This is a genomic window from Cupriavidus taiwanensis (assembly GCF_900250075.1).
In the GTDB taxonomy this organism is placed as follows: domain Bacteria; phylum Pseudomonadota; class Gammaproteobacteria; order Burkholderiales; family Burkholderiaceae; genus Cupriavidus; species Cupriavidus taiwanensis_C.
This window is the reverse complement of record NZ_LT977070.1, coordinates 2,525,083-2,550,363: the sequence shown is the minus strand read 5'-3', so window position 1 is coordinate 2,550,363 and position 25,281 is coordinate 2,525,083. Positions and strand designations below refer to the sequence as shown.

The window sequence follows — 25,281 nt, the reverse complement described above, 5'->3', positions numbered from 1 at the left end:
CTACTCGGTCGCCGCGACCACCGGGGCCTGTTCTTGCAGGACTGGCCCTTGCGGTGGCTGCGCTTGCGGCGCGGGCTCGTCGCTGCCGGCCATCGCCTTGACGCCGGCGGCGGTGACGTCGTAGGTGGCGCCGACCGCGGTCGAGGCCACGCTGACCGCGGCCGAGCCCACCGTCGCCACCGTCGACACCGCGGCGCTGCCGACCGCCACGGTGGCGCCGACCACCATGCAAGCGGACAGCGACGCGACGGCGCAGGCGGCCGCCAGCATCGGGGCGATGCGCGGCAGGGTGGCGCGGGTTTCGCTATGGTTGCGCAGGTTGCGACGCAGGCGCAGAAATAAAGCCGGCATAAAACTCTTGGTATTGGTTGAGCCTGGCATGGGGTCGAGTCAGCGCAGCAGCCGGCGGCGCAGCAGCACCAGGCACACCACCAGCGCGATGACCGCATAGGCGGCCAGCACCGCCAGGTGCAGGCTGGCGCCGTCGAGCGGGCGGCCCAGCATCAGCGGCCGGATCAGCGCCACGGCGTGCGCCAGCGGCAGCGCCTTGGCGGCGGCCTGCACACCTTCGGGCAGCTGTTCCAGCGGGAAGAACACGCCCGACAGCAGCAGCATCGGCGTCATCACCAGGGTCTGGTAGAACATGAAGAAGTCGTAGCTCGGCGCCAGCGCGGTGACGATCATCGCCAGCGCGGCGAAGGCGATCCCGGCCAGCACGATCACCGGCAACGCCAGCAGCGCCCCCGGCATCTGCGCATAGCCGAGCGCGCCCGCCACCAGCATGATGGCCAGCCCCGACAGCACCGCCTTGCTGGCGGCCCAGGCGATCTCGCCCAGCACCACGTCGCCCAGCGTCAGCGGCGCATGCATGATCGCTTCCCAGGTGCGCTGCACATGCATGCGCGAGAACGCCGAATACATCGACTCGAAGCTGGCCGACATCATCACGCTGGACGCGGTGGTGCCGGCCGCCAGGAAGGCGATATACGACACCCCGTCGACCTGGCCCACCATCAGCCCGAGCCCGAGGCCGAGGCCGAACAGGTAGATCATCGGGTCGGCCAGGTTGCCGATCATCGACGGAATCGCCAGCTTCTTCCACACCATGTAGTTGCGGTACCAGACCATCATCCAGTTGCGCAGGTTGCGCGGCAGCAGCGGCTGCGGATAGGTCTGGCGCGACGCCATGGCGGCGGCGGGGGAGGCATCGGCGGCGTCCGCGCGGGGGTCCTGTTCGCTCATGTCGTCCCTTGTTTCAGTCCCGCATCTCGCGGCCGGTCAGCTTGAGGAACACGTCCTCGAGGTTGGCCGGGCGGTGCAGGTAGCGCACGCCGCTCCTGCCGTGCAGCGCCGCCAGCAGCGGGGCGGGCTCGCGCACGTAGCAGAACAGCGTCTCGCCGCTCATTTCGGTGCGCTGCGCCAGCGGTGTCAGGGTGCCGCGCAGCGTCTCCAGTTCATCGCCATAGACCTCGACCACGTCGCAGCCGATCTGGCTGTCGATCAGCTCGTGCGGCTTGCCTTCGGCGATCTTGCGGCCGCCGTCGATCACGCACAGGTAGTTGCACAGCCGCTCGGCTTCCTCCATGAAGTGCGTGGTCAGCAGGATGGTCTTGCCGCTGGCCATCAGCGACTTCAGCCGCTCCCAGATCAGGTGGCGCGCCTGCGGGTCGAGGCCGGTGGTGGGCTCGTCCATTACCAGCAGGTCCGGGTCGTTGATCAGCGCGCGCGCCACGGTCAGGCGCCGGCGCATGCCGCCGGAGAGGTCGCGCACCTGCGCGTCGGCGCGGTTTTCCAGCCGCGCGAATTCCAGCAGCTTCGGCACGCGCCGCTCGATCTCGGCCGACGACAGCCCGAAGTAGCGGCCGAAGATGCGCAGGTTCTCGATCACCGAGAAGTCGGGGTCGAGATTGTCGAACTGCGGCACCACGCCCACGCGCATGCGTGCCTGCGGCGCACGCTCGGGGATGGGCTCGCCGCACAGCGTCAGCGTGCCCGCCAGCGGCGTGGTCAGGCCCAGCAGCAGCCGCAGCGTGGTGGTCTTGCCGGCGCCGTTGGGGCCCAGCAGGCCGAAGCACTGGCCGCGGAAAACCTGCAGGTCGAGGTCGTCGACCACGACCGTGTCGCCGTATTGCTTGCGCACCTTGCGCAACTCGAGGATGGCAGTCAAGGCAGGGTCCGGTGTGGCGCCGCAACGGCGCAATATCCGCCATTATGCCGGTCATCCGCGCCGGCCTCGGTTGGCGCGGTGCAGCAGGCGCGGGAATAAAAAAACCGCCAGCGAACTGGCGGTTTTTTTGCCTGGCTAGCCAGGCAGCGAAGCGTACCGGAATCAGTACATCTTCTTCGGCAGCATCTGCATGCGCAGGCGCTTGCGCAGGCGTGCTTCGGCGGCCTTCTTCTTGCGCTTGCGCTCGGTCGTCGGCTTCTCGTAAGCGGTACGGCTCTTGAGTTCAACGATCAGGCCAGTCTGCAGAATGGCGCGACGGAAACGCCGCATTGCAACTTCAACGGGCTCACCGGGTTTCAAGACGATCTTAGTCAATTCAGTCCTTTAGGGGATTGCCGCCGGGGCGGCTGGTTCACACGGGGGGAAACTGCGGTCGCCGGAGCGACTGGTATTGCACGCCGGGCCAATGCCCTGGTGCGCCCCCGCGAACCTGAAAGATGTGGACGTTTCAGTCCGTGCAACCAGTGTCAGGGGTGATAGCGCCAGGTCCGAACATAACTGGAGCCTGACAGTACCGGTTTCCATGAATGCTATACGCCCGTAACTATGGCATGTATACGACGGCGCTGTCAAGAATGCAGTGCAACGCAGGCGCGGCGGCCGGGCCTGGAAGTTATCGCCAGGCCACTTCGGGCGTGCCGAGGCGTCGGCCCCCGACCGCGAGCCGTCTTTATACCGTTTTTACAGCCGTAGCGGGCCTTTCTACCCCGTTTTTATCCCCGCATCCCTAATCTGGGTGACGTCTGCCACTCACGATTCTGCTCGACATGGATGCGATGTTCCTGCTCGTTCTGATTGCCTTCGGCGCCGCCAGCGTCGCCCTGGTCGCGCTGTGCGCATGGCTGTGCGGCCCGGCGCGGCCGGTATCTGCCGCGGACCGGCCGCAGCCGGGCGCCACCACAGGTGGAGACCGCTGATGGACTGGACCGAACTGCTGGCCGGCGTGCTTGCCGTGGCCATCTTCCTCTATCTGCTGATTGCCCTGTGCCGCCCGGAGAAGTTCTGATGCCGACCGATTTCCCGGGCCTGCTGGCCCTGTACCTGACCCTTCTGCTGGCCCTGGCCCCATTGCTGGGCCGCTACCTGCGCCGCGCGGTCGAAGACGACCACTATCGCCTGACCTGCTGGGGCCGGCCGCTCGAGCGCGCGCTGTATCGGCTCGCCGGCGTGCATGACGGCGAGCGGGGCGGCGCGCAGATGGGCTGGCGGCGCTACGCGCTGGCCGTGCTCGCCTTCAACCTGCTCGGCGCGGTGGCGGTCTATGCGCTGCAGCGCCTGCAGGGCTGGCTGCCGCTGAACCCGCAGGGCTTCGGCGCGGTGTCGCCGGACTCGGCCTTCAACACCGCGGTGAGCTTCGTCGCCAATACCAACTGGCAGGGCTATGGTGGCGAATCGACCATGAGCTACCTGACGCAGATGCTGGCGCTGACGGTGCAGAACTTTGTCTCGGCGGCCACCGGCATCGCCGTGGTGTTCGCGCTGATCCGCGGCTTCGCGCGCCAGCGCGCCGGCAGCATCGGCAACTTCTGGGTCGACCTGACGCGCATCACGCTGTACGTGCTGGTGCCGCTGGCATCGGCCATTGCGCTGATACTGGCGAGCCAGGGCGTGATCCAGAACTTCAGCGGCTACCGCGACGCCGCGCTGCTGCGTCCGGTGGCCTACAGCCAGCCGGTCACGGACGCCGCCGGCAATCCGGTTGCCGATGCGCAAGGTCAGGCGCTGACCCGTGCGGCCACGGCGCACACGCAGACGCTGCCGATGGGGCCGGTGGCCTCGCAGGAGGCGATCAAGATGCTGGGCACCAATGGTGGTGGCTTCTTCAACGCCAACTCGGCGCATCCGTACGAGAACCCGACCGCGCTGTCCAACCTGATCGAGATGCTGGCGATCTTCCTGATCCCGGCCGCGCTGTGTTTCACCTTCGGCGAGATGGTGCGGGACCGGCGCCAGGGCGTGGCGGTGCTGGCGGCGATGACGCTGCTGTTCGTGGCCATGGCGTGCCTGGCCGCGCTCGCCGAGCAGCGCGCCGGCGCGCTGCTGTCCGCGCTGCCGCTGGACCACGCGGGTTCCGCGCTGCAGGCGGGCGGCAATATGGAAGGCAAGGAAACGCGCTTCGGCGTGGCCGCCTCCGCGCTGTTCGCGGCGATCACCACGGCGGCGTCGTGCGGCGCGGTCAATGCCATGCACGATTCCTTCACTGCGCTGGGCGGCATGGTGCCGATGCTGCTGATGCAGCTGGGCGAGGTGGTGTTCGGCGGGGTCGGCTCCGGCCTGTACGGCATGCTGGTCTATGCGGTGCTGGCGGTGTTCATCGCCGGCCTGATGATCGGCCGCACGCCGGAATACCTCGGCAAGAAGATCGAGGCCTTCGAGATGAAGATGACCGTGATCGTGATCCTGGTCACGCCGCTGCTGGTGCTGCTGGGCACGGCGGTGGCGGTGATGGCGGGCGCCGGGCGCGCGGGTGTGTTCAACCCGGGCACGCACGGCTTTTCCGAGATCCTCTACGCGCTGTCTTCGGCGGCCAACAACAACGGCAGCGCGTTCGCGGGCCTGTCGGCCAACACCCCGTTCTACAACACGCTGCTGGCCGCGGCGATGTGGTTCGGCCGCTTCTGGATCGTGATCCCGGTGCTGGCGCTGGCGGGCTCGCTGGCGGCCAAGCCGAAGCTGCCGGCCACCGGCGGCACCATGCCCACGCACGGCGCGCTGTTCGTAGTGCTGCTGGCCGGCGCCGTGCTGATGGTGGGCGCGCTGACCTATGTCCCGGCGCTGGCGCTGGGCCCGGTCGCCGAGCACCTGCAGGGCGTGCTGGCGGGCGCCGCGCGCTGATCGCCAGTCCTGACGAATCGCCACTAGCGAACCTGTATCCATGATGCAACCCGATACCCTGACCACGCGGCCCCAGGCCGCCCTGGAGCGAGCCGAGGACGGCGCCGCCCACAATCCGGCTCACGATGCCGCGCACGACCCGGCGCGCGCGCCGCGCCGCCTGCTGTCGCCCGAGCTGGTGCGCCCGGCGCTGCTCGCGGCGCTGCGCAAGCTGTCCCCGCGCGAGCAGCTGCGCAACCCGGTGATGTTCGTGGTCTATGCCGGCGCCGTCCTGACCACGCTGCTGGCGCTGCGCGCGATGGTCGCGCCGCAGCCGCATGCCACGGAAAGCGCTGGCTTTATCGTCGCGGTCACGACCTGGCTGTGGGTCACGGTGCTGTTTGCCAACTTTGCCGAGGCCCTGGCCGAAGGGCGCAGCCGCCAGCAGGCCGCGTCGCTGCGCGGGCTCAAGCGCACCGCAAGCGCGCGCGTGCTGACCGAGGGCCGCCGCGACGGTGCCATGCAGGTGCGCCCGGCCACCACGCTGCGCCGCGGCGACGTGGTGCTGGCCGAAGCCGGCGACATGATCCCTGGCGACGGCGAGGTCATCGAAGGCGTGGCCTCGGTCGACGAAAGCGCCATCACGGGCGAGTCGGCACCGGTGATCCGCGAATCCGGCGGCGATTTCTCGTCGGTCACCGGCGGCACCCGCGTGCTGTCCGACTGGATCGTGGTGCGCATCACCACCAATCCCGGCGAGAGCTTTATCGACCGGATGATCTCGATGGTGGAAGGCGCGCGGCGCCAGAAGACGCCCAACGAGCTGGCGCTGACCATCTTGCTGGTCGGGCTGTCGATGGTGCTGCTGCTGGCCACGGCCACGCTGCTGCCGTTCTCCGCCTACAGCGTGCTGGTGACGGGCGCGGGGCTGCCGGTCACGGTGACGGTACTGGTGGCGCTGCTTGTGTGCCTGATCCCGACCACCATCGGCGGGCTGCTGTCGGCGATCGGCGTGGCCGGCATGAGCCGCATGATGGCGGCCAATGTGATCGCGACCTCGGGCCGCGCGGTGGAAGCGGCCGGCGACGTCGACGTGCTGCTGCTCGACAAGACCGGCACGATCACGCTGGGCAACCGCCAGGCCGCGCGGATGCTGCCGGCACCGGGCGTGAGCGAACGCCAGCTGGCGGCCGCGGCGTGGCTGTCGTCGCTCGCCGATGAAACCCCGGAGGGCCGCAGCATCGTGGCGCTGGCGCGCCAGCAGGCCGGCGCCGACGCCCCGGGCATGGGCTCGGCGCGGCCGGTGTTCGTGCCGTTCAGCGCGCAGACGCGCATGAGCGGCGTCGACCTCGACGACGGCGCGTCGCGGCGCAGCGTGCGCAAGGGCGCGGCCGATGCCGTGCGCCGCTACGTGGCCGAGCATGCGGGCAAGTTTCCCGATGCGGTCACGCACGCGGTCGAGGACGTGGCGCGGGCCGGCAGCACGCCGCTGGTGGTGGCCGAGCTGGCCGGGGCCGAGGTGCGCGTGCTGGGCGTGGTGGAGCTGAAGGACACGGTCAAGCGCGGCATCCGCGAGCGCTTCGGCGAACTGCGCCGCATGGGCATCCGCACCGTGATGATCACCGGCGACAACCGGCTGACCGCCGCCGCGATCGCCGCCGAGGCGGGTGTCGACGACTTCCTTGCCGAGGCCACGCCCGAAGCCAAGCTGGCGCTGATCCGCCAGTATCAGGCCGAAGGCCGGCTGGTGGCGATGACCGGCGACGGCACCAACGACGCCCCGGCGCTGGCGCAGGCCGACGTCGCGGTCGCCATGAACAGCGGCACCCAGGCCGCGCGCGAGGCCGGCAACATGGTCGACCTCGACAGCAACCCGACCAAGCTGATCGAGATCGTCGGCATCGGCAAGCAGATGCTGATGACCCGCGGCGCGCTCACCACCTTCAGCGTGGCCAACGACCTGGCCAAGTATTTCGCGATCATTCCCGCGGCCTTTGCCACCACCTATCCGCAGCTCGGCCTGCTCAACGTGATGGGGCTCGCCACGCCGGCATCGGCGATCCTGTCGGCGGTGATCTTCAACGCGCTGATCATCGTGGTGCTGATCCCGCTGGCGCTGCGTGGCGTGCGCTACCGCGCGCTCGGCGCCGCCGCGTTGCTGCGCCGCAACCTGCTGGTGTACGGGCTGGGCGGCATCGCGCTGCCGTTTGCCGGCATCAAGCTGATCGACCTGGGCCTGGCCGCCATGGGCTGGGCCTGATCCGACCCGACCCGACCCGACCTCAAACAATGTTCGGAGCAACCATGTCCAATCCAATCACTGCCGACACCGCGCACGCCGCGCACACCGAAGAGCAGGGCGGCCTGATGCGCCCGGCGCTGGTCATCCTGCTGGCGCTGTCGCTGCTGACCGGCCTGCTGTACCCCGCGGCGATCACCATGATTGCCGGCGCGGCCTTTCCGCACGAGGCGGCCGGCTCGCTGATCGTGCGCGACGGCAAGGTGCTGGGATCCGAGTTGATCGGCCAGCCGTTCTCCGCGCCCGGGGACTTCTGGGGCCGGCTCTCGGCGACCGCGCCGATGCCTTATAACGGCGGGGCTTCCGGCGGCTCCAACCTGGGGCCGTCGAACCCGGCGCTGGCCGATGCGGCACGCGCGCGCATCGAGGCGTTGCGCGCGGCCGATCCCGGCAACACCGCGCCGGTGCCGGTGGACCTGGTCACCGCCTCCGGCAGCGGCCTGGACCCGCATATCAGCGTGGCCGCGGCCGAGTACCAGGCGGCGCGCGTGGCGCGGGCGCGGGGTTTGCCGCTTGCGCAGGTGCGCGCGCTGATCGCCGCGCATACCGACAGGCCGCTGCTGCCGGTGCTGGGCGAGGCCGGCGTCAACGTGCTGCAGCTGAACCTGGCACTGGATGCGCTGCCGGCGCGCTGACGCGGCGAACCTCGCGGCGAACTTCGCGGCGAACTTCGCGGCGAACCTCGCGCCGGCCTGCATGGCACAATCTGGCTGCGCTCGCGCTGCCGCAACGTGAGCGCGCCCACCATGCCCGCGCGCCCAGCCGACGACCTCCGCCCCGATCCCGACCACCTGCTGCAACGCCTGCAGGCCGACGGCGAACGCGCCGCGCGCGGACGCCTGCGCATCTACTTCGGCGCCTCGGCGGGGGTCGGCAAGACCTTTGCGATGCTGGCGGCGGCACGCGCGCTGCGTGAACAGGGCGGCGATGTGGTGGTGGGCGTGGTCGAAAGCCATGGCCGCGCCGAGACCGAGGCGCTGGCCGAAGGCCTCGAGCAACTGCCGCGGCGCGTGCTCGAGCACCGCGGCCGTGCGCTGCAGGAATTCGACCTCGACGCCGCGCTGGCACGCCGGCCGGCGCTGGTGCTGGTGGACGAACTGGCCCACAGCAACGCGCCCGGCAGCCGCCATCCCAAGCGCTGGCAGGACATTGCCGAGCTGCGCTCGGCCGGCATCGACGTCTGGACCACCGTCAACGTCCAGCACCTCGACAGCCTGAACCAGGCGGTGGCCGGCATCACCGGCATCCGCGTGCGCGAGACCGTGCCCGACGCGGTCTTCGACGAGGCCGACGAAGTGGTGCTGGTCGACCTGCCCGCCGACGAGCTGCTGCGCCGGCTGCGCGAAGGCCGTGTGTACGTCCCCGAACAGGCCCGCCACGCGGTGCAGCACTTCTTCCGCAAGGGCAACCTGATCGCGCTGCGCGAGCTGGCGCTGCGCCGCACCGCCGACCGCGTCGACGACGATGTGCGCGCCTACCGCCAGCAGGCGTCGATCGAGCCGGTGTGGCGCACGCGCGAAGCCGTGCTGGCCTGCATCGGCCTCGGCAGCGATGCCGCGCAGGTGGTGCGCAGCGCGCGCCGGCTGGCCGCGCAGCTCGATTGCGACTGCCATGTGGTGACAGTGTCGGTGCCGCGGCTGGCGCCGGTGCCTGACCCGCTGCGCGCGCAGCTCGACGAGGCCACGCGGCTGGCCGAGTCGCTGGGCGCGCGCACCGAGACCCTGGCCGGCAGCGACATGGTGGCGGCGGTGGCCGGCTATGTGCGCCGGCACAACCTGACCAAGGTCCTGATCGGCCGCACCCCGGCGCGCTGGCGTGACCGTGGCGGTGCGCTGCCGGGGCGCCTGCATGCGTGGCTGGCGCAGCTGCTGGCGCCGTGGCTGGGTGCGCGCGCCTGGCTGTTCGGGCGCAGCAGCTTTGCCGACGCGCTGGCGGCCGCGTGTCCGGAGGTCGACGTGATCCGCGTCGCCGCCGACGGGGTCCGGCATGACGCGCCCGATGCCGTCCGCAATGTGCATGGCATCCAACCACAAGTTGAAGAGGCCGGTCCGGCGCAGTGGCCCGGCCTGCTGTGGGCGGTGGCCTGGTGTGCCGGCGCCACCGCGCTGTCGGCGCTGGCGCGGCCATGGTTCGACCTGGTCAATATCGCCATGCTGTTCCTGCTGGCGGTGGCGGGCGTGGCGCTGCGCCACGGACGCACCGCCGGCGCCTTCGCCGCGCTGGTGGCGGTGGGCGCGTTCGACTTCTTCTTCGTGCCGCCGCAGCTGTCGTTCGCGGTCAGCGACGTGCAATACCTGGTGACCTTCCTGGTGATGCTGGCGGTGGGGCTGGTGATCGGGCAGCTCACCGCCGGGCTGCGCGAGCAGGCGCGCGTGTCGGTCCAGCGCGAGACCGATGCGCGCACGCTGTACGAATTGGCGCGCGAACTGTCGGCGGCGCTGACCGATGCGCAGATCGTCGCCATCGGCAGCCGCTTCCTGCGCGCGGCGTTCGACGCTCGTGCGGCATTCTTCCTGGCCGGCCCGCAAGGGCGGCTGCTGCCTGCCGCTACCGATGCACAGAGCAATGCGCAAGCCGGCGTCGCCGCGCAGAGCGACGCCATCGACCATGTGCTGGCGCAATGGGTGTTCGACCACGGCCAGCCGGCCGGCACCGGCACCGACACGCTGCCGGCGGGCACGGTGCTGTACCTGCCGCTGAAAGCGCCGATGCAGGTGCGCGGCGTGCTAGCAGTCGAGCCGCGCGCCTGGCGTGCCTTCGCGCAGCCGGCGCTGCGGCGCCAGGCCGATGTCTTCGCCACGCTGATCGCGATCGCGCTGGAGCGGCTGCATTACGTCGAGGTCGCGCAGCAGGCCCTGCTGACGATGGAGTCCGAACGTTTGCGCAGCTCGCTGCTGGCGGCGGTGTCGCATGACCTGCGCACGCCGCTGACCAGCCTGATCGGCATGGCCGAGACTCTGCAGCGCGGCACGCCGCCGCTGGCGCCGGGCGTGGCCGAAACGGTCGGTGCCATGCGCGACCAGGCGCGGCGCATGCATGCGATGGTGGCCAACCTGCTCGACATGGCGCGGCTGCAGGGCCCCGACGTGGCGCTGCGCAAGACCTGGCAGTCGTTCGAGGAACTGGCCGGCGCGGCGCTGGCGTCGCTGCGCGACGCGCTCGCGCGGCACCGCGTGGTGGTGGCCGACCTGTCGGCGCTGCCGCTGGTGGAATGCGATGGCGTGCTGATCGAGCGCGTGCTGTGCAACCTGCTCGAGAACGCCGCCAAGTACACCGCGCCGGGCACCGAGATCCGGCTGCGCGGCGAGGTCACCGAAGCGTCGGTGCATCTGATCGTCGAGGACGACGGCCCCGGCGTGCCGGCCGCGATGGCGCGCCAGGTGTTCGAGAAATTCACGCGCGGCGAGCGCGAATCCGCCACCAGCGGCGTCGGCCTGGGCCTGGCCGTGTGCGAGGCGATCGTGCAGGCGCACGGCGGCAGCATCCGGGTCGAGCCGGTGCATCCGGCGCAGGCCGCGAAGGTCGATGGGGCCGGGGCGCGCTTCGTGGTCACGCTGCCGCGCGGCACCCCGCCCGTGCTGGAGCCCGAAGCGGCCGGCGTGCCGGCCTGAAGCCGCCCAACTTGCAAGGAAGCAACGCGTCATGCCATTCGAGTTTTCGCCCACGGTGCTGCTGGTGGAAGACGAGCCCCATATCCGCCGCTTCGTGCGCGCGGCGCTGCAGGACGAGGGCTGCATCGTGCACGAGGCCGATACGCTGCAGCGCGGCCTGATCGAGGCCGGCACGCGCCAGCCCGACCTGGTGATCCTGGACCTGGGCCTGCCCGACGGCGACGGCGTGTCGATGATCGGCGAGTTGCGCACCTGGACCGAAGTGCCGGTGCTGGTGCTGTCGGCGCGCACCGACGAGACCGAGAAGATCCGCGCGCTCGACGCCGGCGCCGACGACTACCTGACCAAGCCCTTCGGCGTGGGCGAACTGGTGGCGCGGCTGCGTGTGCTGTTACGCCGGCATGCGCGCGCCGGCGCGCAGGGGCGGGCGCAGGTGGCGTTCGGCGATGTCGCCGTCGACCTCGCCAACCGGCAGGTCACGCGCGGCGGCGAGGCGGTGCACCTGACCCCGATCGAATACCGCCTGCTTGCCGTGCTGCTGGCGCACCGCGGCAAGGTCATGACGCACCGCGAGCTGCTGCGCGAAGTGTGGGGACCGTCCCATGCCGACAGCAGCCACTATCTGCGCGTCTACATGGGGCACCTGCGGCACAAGCTGGAGGCCGACCCAGCCCAGCCGGCGTGGCTGCTGACCGAGGTCGGCGTGGGTTACCGCTTCGCCGGCTGAGCCCGGGGAAGCCCACTTCACACCATCCGTTTCCGACCGATCACGCGCTGCGTGAGGGCGGCGCTCGTCCATGCCATCCGCTCCCGGTAAACCCGCAAACGCCCCAAAAAACGTTTGACGGTTAAATTCATGTGTATAAACTGTTATTCATAAACATGAATTCATGCAGGAGACCCGCATGCCCGACCAACCTGTGTATTTCATCTCGACCGCGGAGGTCGAGGGCTACCACCCCGCCAACCATGTCGGCACGCTCAACCGCCGGCTGATCGCGCCGGAAACGGTCGGTTCGCGCCACCTGGAAGTGATCCACGGCACCATCGAGAAGGGCAAGGGCGCGCTGCCGCACGCGCATCCCGGCATCGAGCAGGTCTGCTACGTGCTCGAAGGACGCGCCGTTGCCGAGGTCGGCGGCCAGCGCCGCGAGCTGGGTCCGGGCGACTGCTGTTTCTTCCCGCCGGACCAGATGCATGTCTTCACGGTGGTCAGCGACGAGCCGGCGAAGATTCTGGTGATCTATTCCCCGCCCTACGAGGAATCCCCTGACCGCGTGATACGGCCTGCCTGACCGGCGGCGCTCACGGGCAGGGCACATAACGACAGGAGACAACCACCGTGAAGTCCTTCAAGAACGCGTTTGCCGGCCTGTTGCTGGGTTGCAGCGCGGCGCTGGCCGCCAACCCGGCGCTGGCCGCCGATGAATTCCCCGCCAAGCCGCTGCGCCTGGTGGTGCCGTTTGCCGCCGGCAGCGGCACCGATGCCGTGGCGCGCCTGACCGCCAAATACCTGGGCGAGTCGCTGCAGCAGCCGGTGGTGGTGGACAACAAGCCCGGCGCCAACGGCACCATCGCCGCCGAGTTCGTGGCCAAGGCGCCCGCCGACGGCTATACGCTGTTCATGACCACCAACACCACGCATTCGGCCAACCCGTCGCTGATGAAGCAGCTGCGCTATGACCCGGTCAAGGATTTCACGCCGATCTCGCGCATGGGCAATCTGCCGTTCATGCTGGTGGTCAACCCGGCGCTGCCGGTCAAGACGCTGCGCGAGTTCGTCGACTACGCCAAGGCGCATCCGGGCCTGACCTATGCCAGCGGCAACAGCACCGGCATCGTCTCGGGCGCGACGCTGTCGAAGATGGCGGGGCTGAAGATGCTGCACGTGCCGTACAAGAGCACGCCGCCGGCGATGACCGACGTGATGGGCGGCCAGGTGCAGGCCATGTTCGTCGACTTTGCCGCCGGCATCGCCAACGTGCGCGCCGGCAAGCTGCGCGCGCTGGCGGTCACCACCGCGCAGCGCAGTGCGCTGCTGCCCGACCTGCCGCCGCTGGCGAGCGTGCCGGAACTGAAGGGTTTCGACGTGACCTCGTGGAACGGCGTGTTCGGCCCGGCCGGAGTGCCGGCCCCGGTAGTCGAGCGCCTGAACCGCGAGCTGGTCGCGATCGCCACCAGCAAGCAGCATGCGGCACAGTTCCACGCGCTCGGCTTCGAGCCCTTCGGCAGCACGCCGGCCGAGCTCAACCAGTTCGTCGTGGCCGAGTTGCAGAAGTGGGCGCGGCTGGTGAAGGACGCAGGCATCCAGCCGGAATAAGACACCGTCGAACAGACAACGACAGCAAGCAGGTAACGCGATGAATTTCGATCTCTCCGAAGAACAGGCCTCCATCGTCGAGGCGGTGCAGCAGGTCTGCGCGCAATTCGACATGGAATACTGGGACCGCCTCGACAAGTCCGGCACCTATCCGCATGAGTTTTACAAGACGCTGTGCGAAGGCGGCTGGCTCGGCGTGGCCATGCCCGAGGCCTTCGGCGGCGCGGGGCTGGGCATCCTGGAAGCGGCGCTGGTGATGCAGACCATCTCGCAGTCGGGCGCGGGCATGACCGGCGCGTCGGCGGTGCACATGAACGTGTTCGGCCTGAACCCGGTGGTGGTGTTCGGCACCGACGCGCAGAAGGGCCGCTTCCTGCCGCCGCTGATCGCCGGCCAGGAGAAGGCCTGCTTCGGCGTGACCGAGCCCGACGCCGGGCTGGACACCACCAAGCTCAAGACCTTTGCGCGCAAGGTGCCGGGCGGCTACTCGGTGAGCGGCCGCAAGATCTGGATCTCGACCGCGCAGGTGGCCGACCGCATGCTGCTGCTGGCGCGCACCACGCCGCTGGAGTCGGTGAAGAAGTCGACCGAAGGGCTGTCGCTGTTCTACACCAGGGTCGACCGCAGCAAGATCGAGATCCGCGAGATCGACAAGATGGGCCGCGCCGCCGTCGACACCAACATGCTGTTTATCGACGACCTGTTCATTCCCGACGAAGACCGCATCGGCGAAGAGGGCAAGGGCTTCGAGTACATCCTGCACGGGCTCAATCCGGAGCGCATCCTGATCGCGGCCGAGGCCATCGGGCTGGGACGCGCGGCGCTGGCCATCGCTACCCAATACGCCAAGGAGCGCGTGGTGTTCGGCCGCCCCATCGGCATGAACCAGGGCGTGCAGCATCCGCTGGCGCAGGCGTGGATGCAGCTGGAGTCGGCCAACCTGATGATGCTCAAGGCCGCGGCGCGCTACGACGCGGGCCAGTCGTGCGGGGCCGAGGCCAATGCCGCCAAGTACCTCGCCGCCGAGGCCGGCCACAATGCCTGCCAGACCGCGATCCTGACGCTGGGCGGCATGGGCTACTCGCGCGAGTACCGGGTCGAGCGGCTGCTGCGCGAGTCCTATATCCCGCGCATCGCGCCGGTCAGCCCGCAGCTGATCCTGTGCTTTATCGCCGAGCGCGTGCTGGGCTTGCCCAAGTCGTACTGAGCGGGAGCGGCGATGCAAGACAAGCCAGTGCAGGGCAGTGCGCCGACCGGGCCGCTGGCCGGAATCCGCGTGATCGACATGACCTCGGTGGCGATGGGGCCGTATGCCACCCAGATCCTCGGCGACATGGGCGCCGAGGTGATCAAGGTCGAGCCGCCGGCGGGCGATGTGTTCCGCCATGCCGAGCCGGCGCGGCACGCCGCCATGGGCGCCAGCTTCCTGAACCTGAACCGCAACAAGCAGTTCGTGGTGCTGGACGTGAAGCAGCCCGACGACCTGGCGGCGCTGAAGGCGCTGATCGCCGGCGCCGACGTCTTTGTCTCGAACGTGCGGCCGCAGTCGCTGCGCAAGCTCGGGCTGGACTATGCCTCGCTGTGCGCGGACCATCCGCGGCTGATCTACTGCGGTGCCTATGGTTATTCGGAGTCAGGGCCGTACGCCGGCGCGCCCGCGTTCGACGACATCATCCAGGCGCGCAGCGGCATGGCGCAGTTCCAGGGCGCCAACTCGAACGAAGGGCCGCAGTACGTCAACACCATCCTCGCCGACAAGGTCGCCGGGCTGACCGTGGCCTATGCGATCCCGATGGCGCTGTACGAGCGCGAGCGCTCCGGCCGCGGCCAGGCCATCGAGGTGCCGATGTTCGAAACGCTGGTGTCGTTCCTGGCCACGGAACAGCTGGCCGGGCAGACCTTCGTGCCGCCGCTCGGGCCGGCCGGCTATCCGCGCGTGATGTCGCTGCACCGCAAGCCGTACCGCACCCGCGACGGGCATATCGCGCTGCTGCCGTACACCAGCGCGCAATGGCAGCGCTTCTTCGATGTCTCCGGCCATGCGCCGCTGGCCAGCGATCCGCGCTACGCCACGCCGGCCGCGCGCAGCGCCAATATCGACGCGCTCTATGCCACGCTGGCCGAGATCGTCGCGCAGCGCACCACCGCCGCATGGCTGGCGCTGCTGCGCGATGCCGACATCCCGCACAGCGAGGTGCCGCATTTCGACAGCCTCGCCGACGACCCGCACCTGCGCGCCACCGGCATGATGTTCGAATACGACCATCCGAGCGAAGGGCGCCTGCGCGGCGTGGGCATTCCCACGCGCTTCTCTCGCACGCCCGGCAATATCCGCAGCTGGCCGCAGGCCTTGCCGCCAGCCGCCGGTCAGGAGGACTGACCCGCGCTGCCGCCGCGTACAATCCCGGCCAACGGATACTGAAGTCGAGGAAGCCAACGATGGCAGCAAACGAAGCGGCGGAGAAGTCCGGTTACGGCAGCGTCAAGACGGCGCTGCGCGTGATCGAGATCATGGAAATCTATGCGCGCGAAGGGCGCTCGCTGACACTGACCGAACTGGCCAAGCTGCTGGGCGCGCCGATGTCGAGCTGCCTGGGGCTGATCCGCACGCTGGCGTCGCTGGGCTATCTGTACGAGACCGGGCGCCGCCAGGGCTACTATCCGACCCGCCGGCTGCTCGATATCGCGCAACGCATCGCCCGCAACGATCCGCTGCTGGAGCGCGTGCAGCCGGTGCTGGAATCGCTGCGCGACACCACCGGCGAGACCGTGGTGTTCGGCAAGCTGCAGGACGACGGGCGCGTGCTGTATCTGGAGGTGCGTGAATCCCCCAACCCGGTGCGCTATATCGCCGCGCCGGGCGAACTGCGCGACGCGCATGTGAATTCCATCGGCCGCGCCATCCTCGGCACCATGACCAGGGAAAGCCGCGCGGAATTGCTGGCGGGCGCTTCCTTTGCGTCGCGCACCGGCCGCACGGTGGACTCGCTGCGGGTATTCGAGGCGGCGATGCAGCAATGGCAGGCGCAGGGGTGGTATCCGAATTTCGGCGAGTCGTTCCCCGACCTGGGGGCCATCGCGATGCCGGTATCGCTCGGCGGCGTTGTCTACGGGATGTCGGTGGCTGGGCCGCTGCACCGGGTCGAGGCCAATGCAGAGGCGATCGTCGTGGCGCTGAAGGCCGCCGGCGCTACGCTGCAGGAGTAAAACAAGGGGCGGGGCGCTGCGGCAGCCCCGAACCAAAGCCACTTGCGACCCACAAACGAAAAAGCCCGGTGCGTTTGCACCGGGCTTCCGTATCGGTTGGCTCCCCGACCTGGGCTCGAACCAGGGACCTGCGGATTAACAGTCCGTCGCTCTACCGACTGAGCTATCGGGGAACAGCTGAGAGAGAGATTATAGCCAGTTTCTCTTTTCTTCGTCAACACCCTTTCGACATTAACTTCCTGTCAGGGGAGGGGCGCGGCGAAGGCTGGCTTGCTGGCGCGTGGTGCAGGGTGGCTGGTTGCCGGCCCGGGACCGTGGCGCTGAACAGCGAGGCCGCATTATAGCGACGGTTCCGGCTTTGTGCCAGAAAAAAACCGCCTTGCGGCGGCTTTTTTCCGTGGGGCCATGGCCGGTCAGTCGAACACCGGCGATTCCACGCCCAGCACCTTGTGCAGCTTCGGCGAGGTGGTGGTGTACTGCATGTGGATCTTCTTTTCCGGGAAGATATACGGCGCAGCACCGAAAGCAGCCAGCGCGGCCTCGTGGAAGCCCGACAGGATCAGCTTCTTCTTGCCGGGGTAGGTGTTGATATCGCCGACCGCGAAGATGCCGGGGATATTGGTCTGGAATTTCTCCGTGTCCACCTTGATCTGCTTGCGCTCAAGGTCCAGGCCCCATTCGGCGATCGGGCCCAGCTTGGGCGACAGCCCGAAGAACACCAGCAGGTCGTCCAGCGGCAGGCGGCGGGTCACGCCGTCGGCGCCGCTCACCTTGATCTCGGTGAGCACGCCGTCCTTCTCTTCGTAGCCGCTGATCTGTCCGACCACGAACTGCATTTCCAACTGCTCGCACAGTTCCTTCATCTTGGCGACCGACGCGGGCGCGGCGCGGAAGCCGTCGCGGCGGTGGATCATCACCACCGACTCGGCCTTGCCGACCAGGTCCAGGGTCCAGTCCAGCGCCGAGTCGCCGCCGCCGACGATCACCAGGTTGCGGCCGTGGAAGCGGCTCGGGTCCTTGACGCGGTAGAACAGTTGCTTGCCGTCGAACTTGTCGATGCCGTCGACCTTCAGCGTGCGCGGCTGGAACGAGCCCACGCCGGCGGCGATGAAAATGGTCTTGGTGATGAAGCGCGTGCCGAGCGAGGTCTCGACGAAGAAGCGGCCGTCTTCACGGCGCTCGACCACGGAGACTTCCTGGCCCAGGTGGAAGGTGGGCTCGAACGGCTCGATCTGCTTGAGCAGGTTGTCGGTCAGTTCCTGGCCGGTGCAGCTGGGCACGGCCGGAATATCGTAGATGGGCTTGTCCGGATACAGCTCGACGCACTGGCCGCCAACGACCTTCAGGGAATCGATGACGTGGGCCTTGATTTCGAGCAGGCCCAGTTCGAACACCTGGAACAGGCCTACCGGGCCGGCACCGACGATCAGCGCGTCGATTTCCAGCGGCTGGCCGCCCGCGGGGCTGCCGCCCTCGACCTGCCTGGTCGTGTCGGCAACGGGATTTGGAATGCTCAAGTCCATATTCGTCCTGATACGTTGGTTGGGCACGCGGGTGCCCGGCATTGCGGAAAGCGCGTGGGGACGGCTTTCTATGCTGCCCTGTGCGCTCAGCGCTCCAGGTACTGCAGCTTGTCGGTGGCGTCCTTCCATTCCTCGGCCTCGGCCAGCGGGGCCTTGGTCTTGGTGATGGAAGGCCAGGCGCGCGCGAGTTCGGCATTCAGCTCGATGAACTGCTGCTGGTCGCCCGGCACGTCTTCCTCGGCGTAAATGGCGTTCACCGGGCATTCGGCCACGCACACGGCGCAGTCGATGCACTCATCCGGGTCGATGGCCAGGAAGTTCGGGCCTTCGCGGAAACAATCGACCGGACACACGTCAACGCAGTCTGTGTAGCGGCAACGGATGCAGGATTCGGTGACAACGTGAGTCATTTCGGTTCCAGGAAAACGGGTCGGCTTTTAATGGGAAACTGTGGGGCCGCTTCTTGCCGGCGAGACGCGCCGCATCCATCACATGGGAGTGCCCGCGTGCCGCAGGGCAGCATGGGCGGGGCGAGCGCCGGCCGAGGCCTTTCGGAAACCGGTATTGTAGCCGAGCCTTCTGGCAAGGATAGCGAGTCTATATAGCCGGATCAGATAGTTTTCTTATTTCTTTATGTACTTTTGATTTAACGCAGGGCGGCCGGCTGGCAGCTTTGTCTGTTCGCCGGCATGCCGCGCGGCAGCACCACGCCAGCCGGCAGCGGGCAGACTTCAGGTAGCATGGCGTTCTGACCCCGGCATCGCCGTCTGGCCCGTTATGATCATCCAGTCCCTGCTCGACACCGACCTGTACAAATTCACGATGATGCAGGTGGTGCTGCATCAGTTCCCGCAGGCGCAAGTGGAATACCGCTTCAAGTGCCGCAACGCGGGTATCGACCTGACCCCGTATATCGACGAGATCCGCGCCGAGGTGGCGCACCTGTGCCAGCTGCGCTTCACTGACGACGAACTGGCCTACCTGCGCGGCCTGCGCTTTATCAAGAGCGACTTCGTCGATTTTCTCGGACTGTTCCACCTCAACGAGAAATATGTCTCGGTGCGCCCGTCGCCGCAGGGTAACGGCGAGATCGAGATTGCCATCACCGGCCCGTGGCTGCACACCATCCTGTTCGAGGTGCCGGTGCTGGCCATCGTCAACGAAGTCTATTTCCGCCGCAGCCAGCCCGAGCCCGACCTGGCCGAAGGCCGCCGCCGGCTGGAAACCAAGCTGGCGTTGCTGAAGACGCCCGAGCTGGCCGATTGCGTGATCGCCGACTACGGCACGCGCCGGCGTTTCTCGCGCGACTGGCAGGAAGAGGTGCTGCTGACCATGCGGCGCCTGCTGGGCCCGCAGCTGGCCGGCACCAGCAATGTCCACTTCGCGCGACTGCACAATATGGTGCCGCTGGGCACGATGGCGCACGAATACCTGCAGGCCTGCCAGGCGCTGGGGCCGCGGCTGCGCGACTCGCAGGTGTTTGCGCTGGAACGCTGGGCGCGCGAATACCGCGGCGACCTGGGTATCGCGCTGTCGGATACCTATGGCTTCGACGCCTTCCTGCGCGACTTCGACCTGTATTTCTGCAAGCTCTTCGATGGCGTGCGCCATGATTCCGGCGATCCGCTGCAGTGGGGCGAGCGCATGGTGGCCCACTACGCCGCCAACCGCGTCGACCCGCGCACCAAGACGCTGATCTTCAGCGACAGCCTCGACATCCCGCGCGTGATCGAGCTGTACCAGCGCTTCCACGGCCGCTGCCGGCTGGCGTTCGGCGTCGGCACCAACCTGACCAACGACCTGGGCTACACGCCGCTGCAGATCGTGCTGAAGATGGTGCGCTGTAACGGGCAGCCGGTGGCCAAGCTGTCGGACACGCCGGAAAAGACCATGTGCGACGATCCCGGCTACCTGGCCTACCTGCGCCAGGTGTATTCGGTGCAGCCTGCCGCGTAGCCGGCCGCAACACAGCTGCGCCGCTGTATCGACCCTATAATCGCCGCATCGCGCCCTTGCGCATTGCCACTCCAGCCAGGCCCCATGGACACCAACGACGCCCGCGACCGCATCTTTGCCCGTATCCGAGCCGCCCAGGGCAGGCCGGCCCGGCCGAGCGCGGGGGAGCGCGGCGCCGTCGCCGATTACCTGGCCCGCCACCCGCAGGGTCCGCGTCCGGCCGCCGCGGCCGACCTGGCCGAAGACTTCCTGGCGCAGGCGCAGCGCATGGCCTCGACCGTCGACCGCGTCGCGACCCTGGCCGAGGTGCCCGCCGCCACGGTGCGCTATCTCGACAGCCTGGGCCTGGTGCGCCGCGCGGTCGCGTGGGATGAATTCGGCCGGTTGCCCTGGCAGGACGCAGGGCTGGCAGTGGAGTGCCGCCCGCCGGTGCGCGACGCCGCGGCCGACCGCGAGCATGGCGACCTGGTCGGCATCACCGGCTGCTTCTGCGCGATTGCCGAGACCGGCTCGCTGATGCTGCTGTCCGGCCCGGCTACCTTCGCCTCGGCCGCGCTGCTGCCCGAGACCCATGTCGCGGTGGTGCCGCGCTCGCGCATCGTTGCCGGCCTGGAAGATGCGTTTGCCCTGGTGCGCAGCGAGCGCGGCGAGCTGCCGCGCGCCACCAACATCATCAGCGGACCCTCGCGCACCGGCGATATCGAGCAAACCATCGTGCTGGGCGCCCACGGCCCGTACCGCGTGCATGTGATCCTGGTCGACGCAGCCTGAGCTGCGTGGCGCGACGCCGGCGCGCCGCAATCCGAAAATGCACTGCGCAAGGGGAAGCGCGGGCAGGGCCTTGCATTACACTTGCAGGCTTGCCCGCGATGCGTTGGCATCGCGCCGCGCGCGCCCCTGACCGCTGCATTGTTCGAGGAGATCCTGCCTGATGCGACGTGCCCCCGTGCTGTTGCCACTGTTGGCCATGCTGGCCGCCTTTCCCGCCGCCGTCCATGCCGCCGACCTCGACGGGGCGTCGCTGTCGCCGCTGTGGGGCCTGCCCTTTGCCGGCATCCTGTTGTCGATCGCGCTGTGGCCGCTGCTGGGACCGAAGTTCTGGCACCACCATTACGGCAAGATCGCCGCGGCTTGGGGGCTGCTGTTCCTGCTGCCGTTCGCGTTCGTGTTCGGCGCGCATGCCGCCGCCGTCAGCACCGTGCACGCGCTGCTGGCCGAGTACATTCCGTTCATCGCGCTGATCACCACGCTCTATATCGTTGCCGGCGGCATCTGCGTGCGCGGCAACCTGCACGGCACGCCTGAGCTCAATACCGGCATCCTGGCGCTGGGCACGTTCCTGGCCAGTTTCATGGGCACCACCGGCGCGGCCATGCTGCTGATCCGGCCGCTGTTGCGCGCCAATGACAACCGCCGCCACGTGGCGCACGTGGTGGTGTTCTTCATCTTCCTGGTGGCCAACGCCGGCGGCTCGCTGACGCCGTTGGGCGACCCGCCGCTGTTTCTCGGCTTCCTGAAGGGCGTCGACTTCTTCTGGACCCTGCGCAACATCTTCCCGGAAACGCTCTTTATCTGCGCGGTGCTGCTGCTGGTGTTCTACCTGGTCGACCGGCACTACTACTGCAACAAGGAAGAACAGCTGCCAGTCGATCCCACCCCGGATTCGGGCAGCATCACCATCGAAGGCAAGTTCAACTTCGTGCTGCTGCTGACGGTGGTCAGCCTGGTGCTGATGAGCGGGCTGTGGAAGCCGGGCATCTCGTTCGACATCCTGGGTACCGAGGTGCCGCTGCAGGCCGCGGTGCGCGACGCCATGCTGGTGGTGGTGGCGGTGGTGTCGATGCTGGTCACGCCGCGCTCGGCGCGCGTGGGCAATGAATTCAACTGGGAACCCATCCTCGAGGTGGGCAAGCTGTTCGCTGGCATCTTCCTGACCATCATCCCGGTGATCGCCATGCTGAAGGCGGGCACCGACGGCGCGTTCTCGGGGGTGATCCGGGCGGTCAGCGACGCCAACGGGCAGCCGGTCGACAGCATGTATTTCTGGGCGACGGGCGTGCTGTCTTCCTTCCTGGACAATGCGCCGACCTACCTGGTGTTCTTCAATACCGCCGGTGGCGATCCCGCCACGCTGATGACGCGCGATGCCTCGACGCTGGCCGCGATCTCGGCCGGGGCGGTGTTCATGGGCGCCAACACCTATATTGGCAATGCGCCCAACCTGATGGTCAAGGCGATTGCCGAAGACCGTGGCGTGCGCATGCCGAGCTTCTTCGGCTACATGCTGTATTCGGTCATTTTCCTGATGCCGTTGTTCGTCATCATGACCTTCCTCTTCTTCCATATCTGATGCCATGAAGCCGTCCGTCCTGGTCACCCGCGCCATCTATCCCGAGGTCATCGCGCACCTGGCGCAGTATTTCGAAGTCGATGACAACCAGCAGGACGCGGTGCTCGACGCCGCCGCGCTGAAGGCGCGGCTGGCGGGCAAGGCCGGCGTGCTGGCCAACGCCGCCGACCGCATCGACGCCGGGGTCATCGCCGGGCTGCCGGCGTTGCGCGCGGTGTGCAACATGGCGGTCGGCTACAACAACCTGGACCTGCCGGCGCTGACGGCCGCGGGCATCGTCGCCACCAATACCCCGGACGTGCTGACCGAGACCACCGCAGATTTCGGCTGGGCCCTGCTGATGGCGACCGCGCGCCGCGTCACCGAGGCCGAGCACTACCTGCGCGCCGGCAAGTGGCAGCGCTGGAGCTACGACATGCTGGTCGGCATGGACCTGTACGGCAGCACGCTGGGCATCCTCGGCATGGGCCGCATCGGCCAGGCGCTGGCGCGGCGTGCGGGCGGGTTTGGCATGAACGTGCTGTACCACAACCGCAGCCAGCTGCCGGCCGAGACCGAGCGCGCGCTCAACGCCCGCTATGTCGGCAAGGAAGACCTGCTGCGCCAGTCCGACCACCTGCTGCTGGTGCTGCCGTACGGCCCGCAGAGCCACCATGCCATCGGTGCCGCCGAGCTGGCGCTGATGAAGCCCACCGCGACGCTGGTGAACCTGGCGCGCGGCGGCATCGTCGACGATGCCGCGCTGGCGCAGGCACTGCGCGACAAGCGCATCTTCGGTGCCGGCCTAGATGTGTTCGAGGGCGAGCCGGCCGTCCATCCAGACTTGCTGACGGTGCCCAACGTCGTGCTGACGCCGCATATCGCCAGCGCGTCCGAGAAAACCCGCCGCGCCATGGCCATGCTCGCCGCCGACAACCTGATCGCGGCGCTCGACCAGGGCCCGCAGGCCGGCCATCCGCCCACCGTAATCAACCCTGAAGTGATGGCGCATCGCCGCTGAGGTTTTCGCATGACCCTGATTCCGTTCCTGACGCTGGCCGCGGCGCTGCTCGCGGTCGTGCTGCTGGTGATCGTGTTGCTGCGCCAGCAGGCCGGGTCATCCGGGGCCGGCATGGCGCGGCAGCTCGACGAGATGCGGCTGGAGCAGGCGCGCGGCATGGAGCGGCTGGAGCGCGAGGTGCGCACCGAGGTGGCCGAGGCCGCGCGCGGCAGCCGCGGCGAGTCGGCGCAGCAGATGCTGCGCTTCCAGCAGGCGCTGTCGTCGCAGCTGACCGGCATCGCCACGCTGCAGAACAACCAGATCGACACCTTTGCGCAGCAGCTGGCCAAGCTGACCGAGACCAACACCCAGCAACTGGAACAGGTGCGCCAGCACCTGATGCTGCAGTCGCAGCAGGCGCGCGACGAGCAGGCCGGCACGCTGCGCCGCTTTGGCGACGGCCTGCAGCAGCAGCTGGCGCAACTGTCCGAGGCCAACGAGCGGCGCCTGGCCGAGGTCCGTGCCACGCTGGAGCGGAAGCTGCAGGACATCGAGGCCAACAACGCCGCCAAGCTCGAGGAAATGCGCCGCACCGTCGACGAGAAGCTGCACGCGACGCTGGAGCAGCGCCTGGGCGAATCGTTCCGGCTGGTGTCGGACCGTCTCGAGCAGGTGCATCGCGGCCTGGGCGAGATGCAGGTGCTGGCGCAGGGCGTGGGCGACCTGAAGAAGGTGCTGACCAACGTGAAGTCGCGCGGCACCTGGGGCGAGGTGCAGCTGGAGATGCTGCTGGAGCAGATGCTGACGCCGGACCAGTACGGCAAGAACGTCGAGACCGTGCGCAACTCGGGCGCGCGCGTCGAGTTTGCCATCCGCCTGCCCGGCAAGGCGGCGGGTGGGGACCATGCGCCGGTCTGGCTGCCGGTCGACGCCAAGTTTCCCAAGGAGCAGTACGAGCGCCTGGTCGACGCGCAGGAGCGCGGCGATCCGGACGGCGTACTGGCGTTCGGCCGCGAACTGGAAACGGCGCTGCGGCGCGAGGCCCAGACCATCGCTGAAAAATACCTGGCGCCGCCGCAGACCACCGACTTTGCCATCCTGTTCCTGCCGACCGAAGGGCTTTATGCCGAGGTGCTGCGCCGTCCCGGCCTGACCGACCAGCTGCAGCGCGACTATCGCGTGACCGTGGCTGGTCCCACCACGCTGACCGCGCTGCTGAACAGCCTGCAGATGGGGTTCCGCACGCTGGCGCTGGAAAAGCGCTCGAGCGAGGTGTGGGAAGTGCTGGGCGCGGTCAAGACCGAATTCGGCAAGTTTGGCGACGTGCTGGCCAAGACCCGCGATACGCTGGAACGTGCCGCGCGCAATATCGAGCAGGCGGAGGTGCGCACGCGGCAGATGGCGCGCAAGCTGCGCACGGTGGAAGCGCTGCCGGGCGAGGCCGCGCAGCAGTTGCTGGGGCTCGGGCTTGATGCGCCGGCGGACGGCATGCCGGAAAGCCCTGAGAACGCGGAAAACAGCCGGGCCTGAGCGTGCCGCGGGGCAGGTGTCGGAGGGAAGCGGGTGAGGCGGCCGGCCTGGGTCCCGGCCGGGACTGGCGCTGCCCCGTTCAGCGGTCTGCTTCGGGGGCCAGCTCGCGCACGTGGACTTCGATCCCGCCGAAGCGGGCGGCCACCCAGTTGTAGGCCTTGCAGGCCAGCCACAGCAGACCGAAGCCAATCAGCGCATTGAGGATGATCGCGCTGAACACCGTGATCGCCGGCAGGTCACCATAGCGGACGAAGGTGACAAACAGGCCCAGCGACACGATCGGCAGCGAGAAGCACAGGTAGACCAGCACCAGCGCGCGGGCGGTCTTGACGGGGTGGAGGTACGCAATCTCCTGATTCATGACGGGGGATACTCGAATGTTTCTGAATCGTGCGCCAAGTGTAGCGATTGGCCGATGCCAAGCATAGCCCGGCGGCCGCGGGGCAGCCGAAAGCCCGGCGGCAA

Annotated in this window: 24 protein-coding genes and 1 tRNA gene; 17 read left to right on the top strand and 8 right to left on the bottom strand. The window is 68.5% G+C overall.

Features of this window, described 5'->3' with window-relative positions; translation table 11 throughout:
- The 4 genes from CBM2588_RS11825 to rpsU all read right to left on the bottom strand — a co-directional run bounded on the left by CBM2588_RS11825 (position 1) and on the right by rpsU (position 2,542).
- Positions 1-351, bottom strand: a complete 351-nt coding sequence (locus tag CBM2588_RS11825) for a hypothetical protein (protein WP_231942134.1) — start codon at positions 349-351, stop codon at positions 1-3.
- A 39-nt stretch (positions 352-390) separates the two neighbouring features.
- Positions 391-1,242, bottom strand: coding sequence for an ABC transporter permease (locus tag CBM2588_RS11820; RefSeq protein ID WP_115680666.1), 852 nt, complete (start codon positions 1,240-1,242; stop codon positions 391-393).
- Positions 1,243-1,255: 13 nt separating this feature from the next.
- Positions 1,256-2,167, bottom strand: coding sequence for a nodulation factor ABC transporter ATP-binding protein NodI (nodI, locus tag CBM2588_RS11815; RefSeq protein ID WP_115680665.1), 912 nt, complete (start codon positions 2,165-2,167; stop codon positions 1,256-1,258).
- Between the two features lie 162 nt (positions 2,168-2,329).
- Positions 2,330-2,542 (bottom strand): 30S ribosomal protein S21, encoded by a 213-nt coding sequence (rpsU, locus tag CBM2588_RS11810; RefSeq protein ID WP_010814647.1) that lies wholly within the window; start codon positions 2,540-2,542, stop codon positions 2,330-2,332.
- A gap of 452 nt (positions 2,543-2,994) precedes the next feature.
- On the opposite strand from rpsU, the gene CBM2588_RS11805 reads away from it, so the two are divergent.
- From CBM2588_RS11805 to CBM2588_RS11750, 12 genes are all read left to right on the top strand, one after another.
- Complete coding sequence (locus CBM2588_RS11805) at positions 2,995-3,144, top strand: hypothetical protein (protein WP_172583581.1); 150 nt, start codon at positions 2,995-2,997, stop codon at positions 3,142-3,144.
- Complete coding sequence (locus CBM2588_RS11800; RefSeq protein WP_111517532.1) at positions 3,144-3,233, top strand: potassium-transporting ATPase subunit F; 90 nt, start codon at positions 3,144-3,146, stop codon at positions 3,231-3,233. The genes CBM2588_RS11805 and CBM2588_RS11800 overlap by 1 nt, the downstream gene beginning before the upstream one ends.
- A complete protein-coding gene (gene kdpA, locus CBM2588_RS11795) occupies positions 3,233-5,062 on the top strand; it encodes a potassium-transporting ATPase subunit KdpA (protein WP_115680664.1) in 1,830 nt (609 codons plus the stop codon). The genes CBM2588_RS11800 and kdpA overlap by 1 nt, the downstream gene beginning before the upstream one ends.
- Positions 5,063-5,105: 43 nt before the next feature.
- Positions 5,106-7,301 carry a potassium-transporting ATPase subunit KdpB gene (gene kdpB / locus CBM2588_RS11790; RefSeq protein ID WP_172583619.1) on the top strand — a complete coding sequence of 732 codons (2,196 nt, stop codon included), beginning with the start codon at positions 5,106-5,108 and terminating at the stop codon, positions 7,299-7,301.
- A gap of 44 nt (positions 7,302-7,345) precedes the next feature.
- Positions 7,346-7,975, top strand: coding sequence for a potassium-transporting ATPase subunit KdpC (kdpC, locus tag CBM2588_RS11785; RefSeq protein ID WP_115680662.1), 630 nt, complete (start codon positions 7,346-7,348; stop codon positions 7,973-7,975).
- Positions 7,976-8,086: 111 nt separating this feature from the next.
- Positions 8,087-10,951 (top strand): DUF4118 domain-containing protein, encoded by a 2,865-nt coding sequence (locus tag CBM2588_RS11780; protein ID WP_115680661.1) that lies wholly within the window; start codon positions 8,087-8,089, stop codon positions 10,949-10,951.
- A gap of 31 nt (positions 10,952-10,982) precedes the next feature.
- Positions 10,983-11,678, top strand: coding sequence for a two-component system response regulator KdpE (gene kdpE, locus CBM2588_RS11775; RefSeq protein ID WP_115680660.1), 696 nt, complete (start codon positions 10,983-10,985; stop codon positions 11,676-11,678).
- A gap of 178 nt (positions 11,679-11,856) precedes the next feature.
- On the top strand, positions 11,857-12,246 hold the full coding sequence (locus CBM2588_RS11770) for a cupin domain-containing protein (protein WP_115680659.1): 390 nt from the start codon (positions 11,857-11,859) through the stop codon (positions 12,244-12,246).
- 47 nt (positions 12,247-12,293) lie between these two features.
- A complete protein-coding gene (locus CBM2588_RS11765; protein WP_115680658.1) occupies positions 12,294-13,271 on the top strand; it encodes a Bug family tripartite tricarboxylate transporter substrate binding protein in 978 nt (325 codons plus the stop codon).
- A 40-nt stretch (positions 13,272-13,311) separates the two neighbouring features.
- Positions 13,312-14,478 carry an acyl-CoA dehydrogenase family protein gene (locus CBM2588_RS11760; protein ID WP_092309676.1) on the top strand — a complete coding sequence of 389 codons (1,167 nt, stop codon included), beginning with the start codon at positions 13,312-13,314 and terminating at the stop codon, positions 14,476-14,478.
- Between the two features lie 12 nt (positions 14,479-14,490).
- A complete protein-coding gene (locus CBM2588_RS11755; RefSeq protein WP_115680657.1) occupies positions 14,491-15,651 on the top strand; it encodes a CaiB/BaiF CoA transferase family protein in 1,161 nt (386 codons plus the stop codon).
- Between the two features lie 59 nt (positions 15,652-15,710).
- Entirely contained in the window at positions 15,711-16,478 is a 768-nt protein-coding gene (locus CBM2588_RS11750) for an IclR family transcriptional regulator (RefSeq protein WP_115680656.1), read from the top strand.
- Positions 16,479-16,575: 97 nt separating this feature from the next.
- On the opposite strand, the gene CBM2588_RS11745 is transcribed toward CBM2588_RS11750, so the two are convergent.
- The 3 genes from CBM2588_RS11745 to fdxA form a co-directional block, all read right to left on the bottom strand.
- Positions 16,576-16,651, bottom strand: a tRNA-Asn gene (locus CBM2588_RS11745).
- 240 nt (positions 16,652-16,891) lie between these two features.
- Positions 16,892-18,001 (bottom strand): NAD(P)/FAD-dependent oxidoreductase, encoded by a 1,110-nt coding sequence (locus CBM2588_RS11740; RefSeq protein ID WP_231942133.1) that lies wholly within the window; start codon positions 17,999-18,001, stop codon positions 16,892-16,894.
- Between the two features lie 86 nt (positions 18,002-18,087).
- Complete coding sequence (gene fdxA, locus CBM2588_RS11735) at positions 18,088-18,411, bottom strand: ferredoxin FdxA (RefSeq protein WP_012353337.1); 324 nt, start codon at positions 18,409-18,411, stop codon at positions 18,088-18,090.
- A gap of 367 nt (positions 18,412-18,778) precedes the next feature.
- Between fdxA and pncB the strand changes: the two genes are divergently transcribed.
- The 5 genes from pncB to rmuC all read left to right on the top strand — a co-directional run bounded on the left by pncB (position 18,779) and on the right by rmuC (position 24,816).
- Positions 18,779-19,957 carry a nicotinate phosphoribosyltransferase gene (gene pncB / locus CBM2588_RS11730; protein ID WP_115680655.1) on the top strand — a complete coding sequence of 393 codons (1,179 nt, stop codon included), beginning with the start codon at positions 18,779-18,781 and terminating at the stop codon, positions 19,955-19,957.
- Between the two features lie 84 nt (positions 19,958-20,041).
- Positions 20,042-20,728, top strand: a complete 687-nt coding sequence (locus CBM2588_RS11725; protein WP_115680654.1) for a LutC/YkgG family protein — start codon at positions 20,042-20,044, stop codon at positions 20,726-20,728.
- A gap of 160 nt (positions 20,729-20,888) precedes the next feature.
- Positions 20,889-22,307, top strand: a complete 1,419-nt coding sequence (locus tag CBM2588_RS11720) for a sodium:proton antiporter (protein WP_115680653.1) — start codon at positions 20,889-20,891, stop codon at positions 22,305-22,307.
- A 4-nt stretch (positions 22,308-22,311) separates the two neighbouring features.
- Positions 22,312-23,307, top strand: a complete 996-nt coding sequence (locus tag CBM2588_RS11715) for a 2-hydroxyacid dehydrogenase (protein ID WP_115680652.1) — start codon at positions 22,312-22,314, stop codon at positions 23,305-23,307.
- Positions 23,308-23,316: 9 nt separating this feature from the next.
- Entirely contained in the window at positions 23,317-24,816 is a 1,500-nt protein-coding gene (gene rmuC / locus CBM2588_RS11710; protein ID WP_115680651.1) for a DNA recombination protein RmuC, read from the top strand.
- A gap of 79 nt (positions 24,817-24,895) precedes the next feature.
- Here rmuC and CBM2588_RS11705 read toward each other — a convergent pair whose 3' ends face one another.
- The gene (locus tag CBM2588_RS11705; RefSeq protein ID WP_115680650.1) at positions 24,896-25,177 is read right to left on the bottom strand and encodes a hypothetical protein; all 282 of its coding nucleotides are present in this window, start codon (positions 25,175-25,177) and stop codon (positions 24,896-24,898) included.
- Between the last annotated feature and the right edge of the window lie 104 nt (positions 25,178-25,281).